Source organism: Streptomyces sp. NPDC001920, from assembly GCF_053594495.1.
Map to the genome: position 1 here is coordinate 1 of NZ_JBSFEP010000040.1, position 12,564 is coordinate 12,564.

At 72.0% G+C, this 12,564-nt stretch carries 12 protein-coding genes; 2 read left to right on the forward strand and 10 right to left on the reverse strand.

Annotated features, from left to right (window positions below):
• Positions 1–255: 255 nt before the first annotated feature.
• From ACWCPI_RS38590 to afsQ1, 3 genes are read right to left on the reverse strand one after another with little or no spacing between them, the layout of a single operon-like run.
• The gene (locus tag ACWCPI_RS38590) at positions 256–867 is read right to left on the reverse strand and encodes a hypothetical protein (RefSeq protein ID WP_451042621.1); all 612 of its coding nucleotides are present in this window, start codon (positions 865–867) and stop codon (positions 256–258) included.
• Positions 867–2,447: an ATP-binding protein gene (locus ACWCPI_RS38595; RefSeq protein ID WP_451042622.1), complete on the reverse strand. Its 1,581-nt coding sequence runs from the start codon at positions 2,445–2,447 to the stop codon at positions 867–869. Before ACWCPI_RS38595 ends, ACWCPI_RS38590 begins: the two co-directional genes overlap by 1 nt.
• Entirely contained in the window at positions 2,444–3,121 is a 678-nt protein-coding gene (gene afsQ1 / locus ACWCPI_RS38600) for a two-component system response regulator AfsQ1 (RefSeq protein WP_062722075.1), read from the reverse strand. The genes ACWCPI_RS38595 and afsQ1 overlap by 4 nt, the downstream gene beginning before the upstream one ends.
• 250 nt (positions 3,122–3,371) lie before the next feature.
• On the opposite strand from afsQ1, the gene ACWCPI_RS38605 reads away from it, so the two are divergent.
• Positions 3,372–4,124, forward strand: coding sequence for a SigE family RNA polymerase sigma factor (locus tag ACWCPI_RS38605; RefSeq protein ID WP_451042623.1), 753 nt, complete (start codon positions 3,372–3,374; stop codon positions 4,122–4,124).
• 180 nt (positions 4,125–4,304) lie between these two features.
• Here ACWCPI_RS38605 and ACWCPI_RS38610 read toward each other — a convergent pair whose 3' ends face one another.
• From ACWCPI_RS38610 to deoC, 5 genes are all read right to left on the reverse strand, one after another.
• Positions 4,305–4,640 carry a DUF6281 family protein gene (locus ACWCPI_RS38610; RefSeq protein ID WP_451042624.1) on the reverse strand — a complete coding sequence of 112 codons (336 nt, stop codon included), beginning with the start codon at positions 4,638–4,640 and terminating at the stop codon, positions 4,305–4,307.
• 57 nt (positions 4,641–4,697) lie between these two features.
• Complete coding sequence (locus ACWCPI_RS38615; RefSeq protein ID WP_451042625.1) at positions 4,698–5,405, reverse strand: uridine kinase family protein; 708 nt, start codon at positions 5,403–5,405, stop codon at positions 4,698–4,700.
• Between the two features lie 120 nt (positions 5,406–5,525).
• Positions 5,526–6,437 (reverse strand): aldehyde dehydrogenase family protein, encoded by a 912-nt coding sequence (locus ACWCPI_RS38620; RefSeq protein WP_451042626.1) that lies wholly within the window; start codon positions 6,435–6,437, stop codon positions 5,526–5,528.
• A complete protein-coding gene (locus tag ACWCPI_RS38625) occupies positions 6,430–7,866 on the reverse strand; it encodes an aldehyde dehydrogenase family protein (protein ID WP_451042627.1) in 1,437 nt (478 codons plus the stop codon). Before ACWCPI_RS38625 ends, ACWCPI_RS38620 begins: the two co-directional genes overlap by 8 nt.
• Positions 7,867–7,871: 5 nt before the next feature.
• Positions 7,872–8,831, reverse strand: coding sequence for a deoxyribose-phosphate aldolase (gene deoC, locus ACWCPI_RS38630; protein WP_451042631.1), 960 nt, complete (start codon positions 8,829–8,831; stop codon positions 7,872–7,874).
• 234 nt (positions 8,832–9,065) lie between these two features.
• On the opposite strand from deoC, the gene ACWCPI_RS38635 reads away from it, so the two are divergent.
• The gene (locus ACWCPI_RS38635) at positions 9,066–9,776 is read left to right on the forward strand and encodes a PH domain-containing protein (RefSeq protein ID WP_451042628.1); all 711 of its coding nucleotides are present in this window, start codon (positions 9,066–9,068) and stop codon (positions 9,774–9,776) included.
• Here the strand turns inward: ACWCPI_RS38635 and ACWCPI_RS38640 are convergent.
• Together ACWCPI_RS38640 and ACWCPI_RS38645 are read right to left on the reverse strand one after the other, a co-directional pair.
• Positions 9,710–10,243: a hypothetical protein gene (locus ACWCPI_RS38640; protein WP_451042629.1), complete on the reverse strand. Its 534-nt coding sequence runs from the start codon at positions 10,241–10,243 to the stop codon at positions 9,710–9,712. The genes ACWCPI_RS38635 and ACWCPI_RS38640 overlap by 67 nt on opposite strands.
• A gap of 421 nt (positions 10,244–10,664) precedes the next feature.
• The gene (locus ACWCPI_RS38645; protein ID WP_451042630.1) at positions 10,665–12,296 is read right to left on the reverse strand and encodes a phospho-sugar mutase; all 1,632 of its coding nucleotides are present in this window, start codon (positions 12,294–12,296) and stop codon (positions 10,665–10,667) included.
• Positions 12,297–12,564 lie beyond the last annotated feature (268 nt).

The window sequence follows — 12,564 nt, forward strand, 5'->3', positions numbered from 1 at the left end:
GGGGGGTGGGTGGGGCGGGGCCGTGCCGGGGGGTGTCCGTCCTCGGACCGGCGGTTGGGGGTGCCTGACAAGTGCTGTTTCTTGACGCCGGTCACTGCGGGCGGGCACCCCCCGGCACGGCCCCTCACCGCCGTCGGCGGCCTCGGGGCGGTGGGGGGACGCCGTGGGCGGCCGTGGGGCGGTGGGGTGCGCCGTGGGCGGCCGTGGGGCGGTGGGGTGCGCCGTGGGCGGCCGTGGGGCGGTGGGGGTGCGCTGTCAGGGCTCCGTGATCTCTGTCGACGGCGGTTCGTTGCTGCCCGGTCTCGTGCGGACCTCGTCGGTGCATTCGTAGCGGCGCAGGGGGGTGCCCTCGGGGCCGCCCAGGACGACCGAGCCGTCGCCCTCGGCGGCCGTGGAGTCGGAGAAGGTGCAGACGATCTGGGCGAGGGCGTACGACGTGAGGTCGCTGGGGGGTGTGCTCAGGCGCAGTGTCTCTTCGGGGTCGTCGGGGCCGGGGCCGCTCACGCTCATCGCGCCGCGGACGTCCGAGGTGTAGCCGGCCTCCTTCTCGTCGGGCGACGGCGTCGCGTCCAGCTCGTCGAGCAGGCCCTGGGCGACCAGCACCCGACGCTCGGAGTCGGCGGTGCCGTCGGGTACCCGCACCGTGCGCTCGACGGCCACCAGCTGGGAGCCGCACAGCAGGAAGACCTGCACGGGGAGGCCGCGCGCCGCCTGCGTAGAGACGCTCGGTTCGGACAGGGAGCAGTGCACACGTGAGGGCGCGGGGCCGAAGTCGGTCGGTACCTCGGTGGACCGTATGCCGCAGCCGGCCAGGACGGTGGTGCCCAGCGCGGAGAGTGCCAGGAGGCGGCGTACCCGCTTCGTCATCAGGCGTCCCCCTTCTTCGCGGTGCCCGTTCCCTTGCCCTCGTCGCCGTCCGGTTGTCCCGTCAGCTCCGAGGCGTCCCGGGGCAGGCGCAGGGTGAACACCGCGCCGCCCTCGGGGGAGTTGGCGGCGGTGATCTCGCCGCCGTGGATGTGGGCGTTCTCCAGGGCGATGGACAGGCCGAGGCCGCTGCCCTCGGAGCGGGGGCGGGAGGCGCTGGCCTTGTAGAAGCGGTCGAAGACGTGCGGGAGGACGTCCTCGGGGATGCCGGGGCCGTGGTCGCGTACGTCGATCACGATCGAGTCGTCCGCCTCACGGATCGTCACGCGGACCGGGGAGCCGCCGTGCTTGAGGGCGTTGCCGATCAGGTTGGCCAGGATGACGTCCAGACGGCGCGGGTCCAGGCGGGCCATGATGCCGCGCTCGGCGTCCAGGTCCACCGCGTCGAGCCAGGCGCGCGCGTCGATGCAGGCGGTGATCTGGTCGGCGATGTCGACGTCGTCCAGGACCAGGCGTGCCGTGCCCGCGTCGAAGCGGGTGACCTCCATGAGGTTCTCGACGAGGTCGTTCAGGCGGCGCGTCTCGCTGACGACGAGGCGTACGGCGGGTTCGATCATGGGGTCCATGGACCCGGACTCCGCCTCCAGTTCCTCTTCGAGTACTTCCGTCACGGCGGTGATCGCGGTGAGGGGTGTACGCAGCTCATGGGACATGTCGGCCACGAAGCGGCGGGACGCCTCGTCGCGGGCGGCCATGTCGGCGACCCGTTTCTCCAGCGCCTCGGCGGCGTTGTTGAAGGTCCGTGAGAGATCGGCCAGTTCGTCCGTGCCGGAGACCCGCAGGCGGGTGTCCAGCTTGCCCTCGCCGAGGCGGCCGGCGGCGACGCCGAGGCGGTGCACGGGCTTCAGCACGGTCGTGGCGGCGGCCTGCGCGAGCAACGCGGAGCCGATCAGGGCGAGGCCCGTGGCGATGCCGAGCGACCAGGCCAGGGAGTTGAGGTCCTTGGCCTCCTGGTCCAAAGGCTTGAGCATGTAGCCGGTCGGGCCGCCGCCGATCACCCGCGTACCGGCGACCAGGTACGGGGTGTCGTCGTCGACGATCCGCTGCCAGTACAGGTGGTACTCGGACTTGTTGGAGGAGTTGACCTCCTGCTTGTCGTTCACGGCGGTGCGCAAGGACTCGGGCACCTCCGCGAGCGTGAAGCCGTCCAGGCCGCCGGAGCTGCCGAACACGGTCTTGCCGTCGGCGTCCCGGGCGACGAGCAGCACGCTGAAGCGCTGGCTGCTGTTGGCCATCTGCCCGGCCGTGTGCTGCAGTTCGTCCTGCGTCGGCTCCTGCGGCAGCAGGCCCGCGCGGTTCTGCATCTCCTGCTCGAAGTCGCGCAGCACCGCGTCCTGGGTGCGCTTGAGCACCGCTTCCCGGTTGAGCCAGTAGGCGATCCCCGACGCCGACACGGCCGCCGTGAGCGCCACCAGACCGAAGACGACCACCAGCCGCAGCCGCAGGCTGGTGAACCGCAGCCTCGACCAGACTCCCTTACGAACCGCGAACCAACCGCGGGACTCTTCTTGCTCGTCCGTCACTGAGGCGCGTCCAGGCGGTAGCCGACTCCACGGACCGTGCGGATCAGCGTGGGGGAGGAGGGCACGTCCTCGACCTTGGCGCGCAGCCGCTGGACGCAGGCGTCCACGAGGCGCGAGTCGCCGAGGTAGTCGTGTTCCCAGACCAGGCGCAGCAGTTGCTGGCGGGACAGGGCCTGGCCCGGCCGGCGGCTCAGTTCGAGCAGCAGGCGCAGCTCGGTCGGGGTCAGTTGGAGGTCCTCGCCGTTCTTGGTGACGGTCATCGCCGCGCGGTCGATGACCAGGCTGCCGAAGCTCGCCGCGTCGTTCGACTCCCGCTCACCGCGCCGCAGCACCGCCCGGATCCGGGCGTCGAGGACACGTCCCTGCACGGGCTTGACGACGTAGTCGTCCGCGCCGGACTCCAGCCCGACCACGACGTCGATGTCGTCGCTGCGCGCGGTCAGCAGGATGATCGGCAGCTGGTCCGTGCGCCGGATGCGCCGGCACACCTCGAACCCGTCGATGCCGGGCAGCATCACGTCCAGCACGATCAGGTCCGGCCGCTGCTCACGCAGCAGCTTCAGGCCGTCCTCGCCGGTGGCAGCGGTGGCCACACGGTGTCCCTGGCGCGTCAGTGAGAGCTCCAGGGCCGTGCGGATGGCGTCGTCGTCCTCGATCAGCAACAGGGAAGGCACGGGGGTCATTCTGGCCCATGCGGGGCTGTCTTTCGACACCTGTACGAGCTGTACGGCTACGCGCACGTAGCGCTTCTTTCCGTGCGCGCCGGGTCGCCTCACGGGCGGTCCCCTGTGACAGGTCTGTGACAGTCGGCGGACACGGCCATGAAGGTGCCCGGGCAAGCTTTTCGGCACAGGCAGGACAGCAAGTCGCAAGACCGCACGACGCACGAGCTGAACACCGGAAGTCCACGACGGGGGGCGCGAGATGAACACGCTGCACGGCACCAGCACCAGCGCAGTGATCACGCGTCTGCACGACGTGAACGGGGGCCGGGGTTCGGAGAAGTCCGGAGGGCGGGGGTGCGCTCGCGGCACCGGGCGTCAGCACACCGGGCATGCGCAGCAGGCGTACATGACGGTGGTTGACGGTTTCACGGGGGAAACGCACGGGGGATCGGCGTACAGGGAGGACTCGGGGGAGCGGCGTCGCTCGCTGTCGGAGGCGGAGTTCACCGCCTACGTCCAGGAGCGCCGCGCCTCCCTGTACGCCACCGCCTACCACCTGACCGGTGACCGGTTCGAGGCCGAGGACCTGCTTCAGAGCGCACTGTTCTCGACCTACCGGGCCTGGGACCGGATCAGCGACAAGGCCGCCGTCGGCGGGTACCTGCGGCGGACCATGACCAACCTGCACATCAGCGCCTGGCGGCGCCGCAAGCTCAACGAGTACCCGACCGAGGAACTGCCGGAGACGCCCGGCGACACGGACGCGATGCGCGGCACCGAACTGCGCGCGGTCCTGTGGCAGGCGCTGGCCCGGCTGCCCGAACTCCAGCGGACGATGCTGGTCCTGCGCTACTACGAGGGCCGCACCGACCCGGAGATCGCGGAGATCCTCGACATCAGTGTCGGCACGGTGAAGTCCAGCATCTGGCGGTCGCTCCGCCGGCTGCGCGAGGACGAGGTCCTCAGCTTCGGCCGTGACGAGGAGGACGCCTTCGGGGAGCTTGTGGCCTGAAGGTTCGGGGGGGCCGTTCGGGGGAGCGGTAGCAGTGGGGGGACCACGGGGGCCGGGGGGCCCGCGGGGGGGGGACCAACGGGGGAACGGGGGGTGCTCCACCACGGGGGAAGCGGTGGAGCACAGCCAGAGCGGGGCTGGAGGGCCGGGGGGTCCGTCCAGTCCCGCTTCGCTGCGTGGTCAGCGGGCAGCCATGGGCGCCGCCTCGGCGGGACTGTCCCCCACGGCGATGGCCTCGGCGGGGTCGACCCCTTCTATCGCGTAGGCGCCGGTGGTGCTCTCGGGGATGCCGAAGTCCGAGTCGTTCGGGGTGTCGTCGCACGCCGCGACGGTCGCGGTGCCCAGCCGCTCGCCGACGGTGAAGACGGACTTCTCCGTGGGCAGATAGCCGCGGCTGTCGTACGTCACCAGGCCAGAGCAGGAGGCCGAGCCGCTCACGCCCTCGGTGCTCGCGCCCGTGCATCCGGCCGCCGCCACGAGTGCCGCCGCCGTCACGAGCAGAGCTGCACGCTTCATCGTCGCCCTTTCCGTCGCAGGATCTCGGGCCTACGACGCAGAAGGCGCCGGAGTCGTTCAGCTCGCCGGCGTCGCAGCCACCGGGCAGCGGCCCGCGGCGGCCTCGGCGAGCCTGCCGAGGGCCTCGTCCCGGTCACAGGCGTGGGCGCCCAGACCGGTCTGGCGGGCGATGATCGAGCGCTCCAGACGCATCAGGCGCCAGCCGCGGCGCAGCAGGAAGGGCACCGACTTGCGGCCCTCCCGCAGATCGCGCACGAAGCGGCGGCGGAACGTCTTCACCGGTCCGCGGCTCAGGCACAGCGCGTCGGCCAGCACACCCAGTTCCCGGCAGCGGGTGACCAGTTCCGCGGCGAAGACGCCCTCCGCGATGAACAGGGGGGTCCGCCCGATCTCGACGGCCTCCTCGCCGGTGCGGGCGCTGAGGGAGAGGTCGTACACCGGGATGTTCGTACGTCCCGTACGGCACAGCGACACGATCGCGGCCACGGCGGTGTCCGCGTCCCAGGAGCCGGGGTGGTCCCAGTCGATGTCGGAGCTCCCCGGGACCAGGGGCAGCGTCGGGTCGTCGCCCTCCTTGTAGAAGTCGTCGAGCCGCAGGACCGGAAGACCGGAGCGGGCGGCGAGCAGGGACTTGCCGGAGCCGGAGGGGCCGCAGAGCAGCACGACGCGCGTCGGTATGGGCGGTTGGGAACTCACGGGACACCAGTGTGAGGCATGGCCGGGCCCCGGAACGACCCCGCGGCTCGGCTTTGATGCGCGCATCACACGCCGGACACGGTGCGTGCCCGGATGATTGCGGTGCGCATCGAACGGATGACGGCGAAGAGCCGTGCTTCCCCTGGACGGAGGGGAAGCACGGCTCTCCGGTCTCGGTGGCCGCCGGCCTCAGTACGACGAGCCGGAGGCGCCCAGCGACCCCGTCGGATGCCAGACCGTCTTGGTCTCCAGGAACGCCGTCATCCGGTCGATGCCGGGGGTCTCCGCGTAATCCACAGGCTGTGGACGCAGGACGCGCTTGAGGTTGTCCGCCGCAGCGACCTCCAGCTCCTTCGCCAGCACCTCGTCGGCGCCCGCGAGGTCGATCGCGTTGACGTCCTGGTGCGAGGCCAGGGGCGTCGCGAGCTCCGCCGTACGGCCGGAGAGGACGTTCACCACACCGCCCGGGAGGTCGGAGGTGGCCAGGACCTCGCCGAGGGAGAGGGCGGGGAGCGGGGACTTCTCGGAAGCGATCACGATCGCCGTGTTGCCGGTCGCGATCACCGGGGCGACGACCGAGACCAGGCCCAGGAAGGACGACTCCTGCGGGGCCAGGACGGCCACCACGCCCGTCGGCTCGGGGGAGGAGAGGTTGAAGAACGGGCCGGCCACCGGGTTGCCGCCGCCGACCACCTGGGCGATCTTGTCCGTCCAGCCCGCGTACCAGACCCAGCGGTCGATCGCCGCGTCGACCTGAGCCGCCGCCTTCGACTTCGACAGGCCCTCGGCGTCGGCGACCTCGCGGACGTACTGCTCGCGGCGGCCCTCCAGCATCTCGGCGATGCGGTAGAGGATCTGGCCGCGGTTGTACGCCGTCGCGCCCGACCACGCCCCGAACGCCTTGCGGGCCGCGACCACCGCGTCACGGGCGTCCTTGCGGGACGCAAGGGGGACGTTCGCCAGCCAGTTGCCCTTCGAGTCCGTCACCTCGTACACCCGGCCGCTCTCGGAACGCGGGAACTTCCCGCCGACGTACAGCTTGTAGGTCTTGAAGACGGAGAGCCGCTCGGCGCGCTCGGTCTTGTCGTTCTTGTCAGACATCGAGGTACGCCTCCAGGCCGTGGCGGCCGCCCTCGCGGCCGAAGCCCGACTCCTTGTAGCCGCCGAACGGCGAGGTCGGGTCGAACTTGTTGAACGTGTTGGACCACACGACGCCCGCGCGGAGCTTGTTCGCCACGGCGAGGATCCGCGACCCCTTCTCCGACCAGATGCCCGCGGACAGGCCGTACGCGGTGTTGTTGGCCTTGGCGACGGCCTCGTCCGGCGTGCGGAAGGTGAGCACCGACAGGACCGGGCCGAAGATCTCGTCGCGGGCGACGGTGTGCGCCTGGGTGACGTTGGTGAACAGCGTCGGCGCGAACCAGTAGCCGCTCTCGGGCAGTTCGCAGGCCGGGGACCAGCGCTCGGCGCCCTCCGCCTCGCCCTGCTCGACGAGGGAGGTGATGCGGGTGAGCTGCTCCTCGGAGTTGATCGCGCCGATGTCGGTGTTCTTGTCCAGCGGGTCGCCGAGGCGCAGCGTGGAGAGCCTGCGCTTGAGGGACTCCAGCAGCTCGTCCTGGATCGACTCCTGGACGAGCAGACGGCTGCCGGCGCAGCACACCTGGCCCTGGTTGAAGAAGATCCCGTTGACGATCCCCTCCACGGCCTGGTCGATGGGGGCGTCGTCGAAGACGATGTTCGCGCCCTTGCCGCCCAGTTCGAGGGTGACCTTCTTGCGGGTGCCGGCGACGGTCCGCGCGATGGCCTTGCCGACGGCAGTGGAGCCGGTGAAGGCGACCTTGTTCACGTCCGGGTGCGCCACGACCGCGGCGCCCGCGTCCCCGTAGCCGGGAAGGATGTTGACGACACCCTTGGGCAGACCCGCCTGACGGCAGATGTCCGCGAAGAACAGGGCCGACAGGGGCGTGGTCTCCGCGGGCTTCAGGACGACCGTGTTGCCGGTGGCCAGGGCCGGGGCGATCTTCCACGCCAGCATCAGCAGCGGGAAGTTCCACGGGATGACCTGGCCCGCGACGCCCAGCGGCCGCGGCGACCGGCCGAAGCCGGCGTGCTCCAGCTTGTCGGCCCAGCCCGCGTAGTAGAAGAAGTGCGCGGCGACCAGCGGGAGGTCGGCGTCGCGGGTCTCCTTGATCGGCTTGCCGTTGTCCAGGGTTTCGAGGACCGCGAGCTCACGCGACCGCTCCTGGATGATCCGGGCGATGCGGAACAGGTACTTCGCTCGCTCGGAGCCGGGCAGCGCCGACCACTTCTCGAACGCCCTGCGGGCGGCCTGCACGGCGCGGTCCACGTCGGCCTCGCCGGCCTGGGCGATCTCGGCGAGGACTTCCTCGGTGGACGGCGAGACGGTCTTGAAGACCTTGCCGTCGGCCGCCTCCACGAACTCGCCGTCGATGAACAGGCCGTACGAGGGCGCGATGTCGACGATCGAGCGGGACTCGGGGGCCGGTGCGTATGCGAATGCCGATGCCATGGTGATCAGTCCACCGTCACGTAGTCGGGGCCGGAGTAGCGGCCGGTGGCCAGCTTCTGACGCTGCATCAGCAGATCGTTCAGGAGCGAGGAGGCGCCGAAGCGGAACCAGTGGTTGTCCAGCCAGTCCTCACCGGCGGTCTCGTTGACCAGTACGAGAAACTTGATGGCGTCCTTGGAGGTGCGGATACCGCCGGCCGGCTTCACGCCGACCTGGATGCCGGTCTGGGTGCGGAAGTCGCGGACGGCTTCCAGCATGAGGAGCGTGTTCGCGGGCGTGGCGTTGACGGCGACCTTGCCGGTGGACGTCTTGATGAAGTCCGCCCCGGCCAGCATGCCGAGCCAGCTCGCCCGCCGGATGTTGTCGTACGTCGACAGCTCGCCGGTCTCGAAGATGACCTTGAGGCGGGCGGCCCCGCATGCCTCCTTCACGGCGACGATCTCGTCGTACACCTTCATGTAGCGGCCCGCGAGGAACGCCCCGCGGTCGATGACCATGTCGATCTCGTCGGCGCCCGCCGCCACGGCCTCGCGCACGTCCGCCAGCTTGACGGAGAGCGAGGCGCGGCCCGCCGGGAAGGCGGTGGCGACCGAGGCGACCTTCACGGTCGACCCGGCGACGGCCGCCTTGGCGGCGGCCACCATGTCGGGATAGACGCAGACGGCCGCGGTGGACGGGGTCGTGCGGTCGGTCGGATCGGGGAGGACCGCCTTGGCGCCGAGCGCCCGGACCTTGCCCGGGGTGTCCGCGCCTTCCAGCGTCGTCAGGTCGACCATCGAGATGGCGAGGTCGATGGCGTACGCCTTGGCGGTCGTCTTGATGGAACGGGTGCCGAGGGACGCGGCGCGCGCCTCCAGGCCGACCGCGTCGACGCCGGGCAGCCCGTGGAGGAAGCGGCGCAGCGTGCTGTCGGACGAGGCGACGTCCGTGAGTGCGTGTGCTGCGGCAGATGCATTGGTGGGCATGGTCACCAGACGAGCATATCTACGCGCGTAGCGGCTGTACACCCCGGAGAGCGGGATCCATGAATCGCGAAGGGCGCACCCGTCGGCGGCGGAACAGCGCCGAGGAGCGGGCTCTTGCGTGCGGTGCGTCAGGCGTCCTCCGTTTCACCCGCCGTACGCGCGCACCCCAGCCGTGATCGTCACCGCGAACGGGCGTTCGCCCGAGCCCGCGGCCCATGCGGCACAATCGGCCTCATGACGACCCCCGAGCAGCCGCCCGCCACCCCGGCCCCCGTGTCCAAGGACCGCGTCTACCGCTCGCCCCTGGGCATCGCGGGCGGTGTCGCCCTGCTGGTCATCGTGCTCTGGCTGGGGGGCGACGCCCTGGTCCGCGGCGAGGGCCGCACGCAGTGGCTGGCGCTGGCGGCGCTGATCCTCGTCGTGCCGCTGGTGTCCGCTTTCACCCTGCGTCCCGCCGTCTACGCCAACGAGGAGCGGCTGCGCATCCGCAACCCGCTCCGCGTCATCGCGCTGCCCTGGGCGCGGGTCGCCTCGCTGCGGTCCGGCTACTCGAACGAGGTCGTCACCGAGTCCGGCACCAAGTACCAGCTCTGGGCCGTCCCGGTGTCGCTGCGGGCCCGCAAGAAGGCGGCGCGCCGGACGGCACGGGCGCACTCGGAGCGGAGCGCCGCCGCGCGGGGCGAGCGCCAGGGACGCGGGATCGGCGGGATCGGCGGCGCGGGGTTCGGCGGTCTCGGCTTCGGGGCGCCGCGCGGCGACGTCGACACGGACGGGCCCATGCGCGCCGAGACCGACAAGGTCATGGACGACCTGCGGCAGCTGATGGAGCACGGGCAGAAGGCGGAGACCGCGCAGGGCGAGGTGACCGTGCGGTGGGCCTACGAGGTGGTGGGACCGGCGCTTGCCGGGGCCGCGCTGTTGGTGATTCTGCTGGTCGTGGGCTGATCGGGTGGGGTGTGTTCCGCCGTGTGGTCGGGCGGGGCGGGGCGTGTTCCGTCGTGCGGTCGGGCGGGGCGGGGCGTGTTGCGTCGTGTGGTCGGGCGGGGCGGGGCGTGTTGCGTCGTGTGGTCGGGCGGGGCGGGGTGTGTTCCGTCGGTGTGGTCGGGCGGGGCGGGGCGTGTTGTGTTGGTCGGCTGGTGGGGCGGGTGTGTCTGGCGTCCGGTCGAGGTCGCCGCGCCTTGGCGGTCGTGCAGCCGGTCGCCGACGGCGAAGACACCCCACGCGGCCACGAACGAGGCGATGACCGCGAGGGCGAGGCCGGTGCTCGCGCGGGTGCCCGGGGTGACAGCCGCGACGGCCTTGACCATGACCGGGTGGAGCGGGAAGAACGCGAGGTTGTTGGAGCTGTACGCGGTGCCGAGTCCGTGCGCGTAGCCGTGGTCGGCGATGCCGAGGTACCCGCGCTGTCCCACTGCCTGGCCAGGATCGGCCAGACGCCGTGCCCCTGGCGGTGCGCCCAGACGGTGAGGAGCAGCAGGCCGGTGCAGCGGACGGCGAGGTAGGCGAGAAGGGCGGGGGCCGCATGGCGCAGGGCCCGCAGGAGGCGCTCGGGTGCGGGGCGGGCGCGTGGGGGTGGGGAGCCGCAATGGGGGTCGGTGCCGGGCGCGGGGGTCGCCCGGGGTGTCGGCCGGAACGCGGTCGAGGACACGGCGGGGCTCCAGGCGGATCGGTGGTGCGTTTCCGCTCCACCGTTGCCCGGGCGGTCGGGCGGGGCGGGGAGCCCGCGTCAACCTGTGTCGGGAAATCACCCGAGGGGGTGCCGCCGGGTGGGGGCACCCCCTCGGGGCAGGTCGACCGGGGTTCGGCCCGGAGAACCGTCAGGCCGGGTACGGCTCAGATGCCGGCCGCCGCCGACAGGTCCTGCTTGATCGTCGCGAGCAGCTCGGCCGCCTTGGCCCGGGCGGCCGGGAGATCGGCGTGGGCCGAGACCGGGACGACGACCTCCAGGTAGCACTTCAGCTTGGGCTCCGTGCCGCTGGGGCGGACGATCACGCGGGCGCCTTCGAGGGTGTAGCGCAGGCCGTCGGTGGGCGGGAGGGTGTCGGTGCCCCGGGTGAGGTCCTCGGCGCGGGTGATGGGCAGGCCGGCCAGCGCGGTCGGCGGCTGCTCGCGCAGTCGCCGCATGGCGTTCGCGATGACCGTCAGGTCCTGGACGCGCACCGAGAGCTGGTCGGTGGCGTGCAGTCCGTGCTCCACGGCCAGGTCGTCGAGGAGGTCGAGGAGCGTGCGGCCCTCGGCCTTGAGGACGGAGGCGAGCTCGGTGATGAGCAGGGCGGCTGTGATGCCGTCCTTGTCGCGGACGCCCTCGGGGTCGACGCAGTAGCCGAGGGCCTCCTCGTAGCCGTAGCGCAGGCCGTCGACGCGGGCGATCCACTTGAAGCCGGTGAGGGTCTCCTCGTAGGGGAGGTTCGCCTTCTGCGCGATCCGGCCGAGGAGGGAGGAGGAGACGATCGACTCGGCGAAGGTGCCCTGTGCTCCGCGGGCGACCAGGTGGGCGGCGAGCAGGGCGCCGACCTCGTCGCCGCGCAGCATCCGCCAGTCCTCGCCGTCCTTGACGGCCACGGCGCAGCGGTCGGCGTCCGGGTCGTTGGCGATGACCAGGTCGGGGTCGGTCTCGCGGGCCTTGGCGAAGGCCAGGTCCATGGCGCCGGGCTCTTCCGGGTTGGGGAAGGCGACGGTGGGGAAGTCCGGGTCGGGGTCGGCCTGCTCGGTGACGAGGGCGGGCGCGGGGAAGCCGGCCCGGGCGAAGGCGGCGAGCAGGACGTCCTTGCCGACGCCGTGCATCGCCGTGTAGACGGTGCGGGCGGTGCGGGGGGCGTCCGGGCCGAGGACGGCGTCCGTGCGGGCGAGGTAGGCGTCCAGGACGCTGTCGTCGAGGATGTCCCAGCCCTCTGTGGGGCGGGGCACGACGGTGAGGGACGGGATCGCCGCGATCTCCTGCGCGATGTCGACGTCCGCGGGCGGGACGATCTGGGAGCCGTCGCCGAGGTAGACCTTGTAGCCGTTGTCGCGGGGCGGGTTGTGGCTGGCCGTGACCTCCACGCCGGCCACCGCGCCTAGGTGCCTTATCGCGTACGCGAGGACCGGGGTCGGGAGGGGGCGGGGGAGTACGGCGGCGCGGAGGCCGGCGCCGGTCATCACGGAGGCGGTGTCGCGGGCGAAGTCCTCCGACTTGTGGCGGGCGTCGTAGCCGATGACGACGAGGCCGCCCTCGTGGCCGTTCTTCTTGAGGTACGCGGCCAGGCCGGCGGCGGCGCGGATGACGACCGTGCGGTTCATGCGCATGGGGCCGGCGCCGAGTTCGCCGCGGAGGCCGGCGGTGCCGAACTGGAGGGTGCCGCTGAAGCGCGCGGCGAGCTCATCGACGTCCGCGGCGTCGATGAGCCCGGCCAGCTCGTCGCGGGTCTCCGGGTCGGGGTCCTCGGCGAGCCATGCCTGGGCCCGGGCGATGAGATCGTCGTGCACGTCGGGTCAGCCTCTCGTTGTCGGTGCTTGCGGCTTGGGAGGGGTGCGTGGTGCCTGCGGTGCCTGTGCGGGGTGGTGGGGGTGCGCGTAGATGCCTGCGGTGCCTGTGCGGGGTGGTGGGGGTGCGTGTTGATGCCTGCGGCGCCTGTGCGGGTTCGGCGTGTCGCGCCTGCGGGGGGTGGGTGGGGCGGGGCCGTGCCGGGGGGTGTCCGTCCTCGGACCGGCGGTTGGGGGTGCCTGACAAGTGCTGTTTCTTGACGCCGGTCAC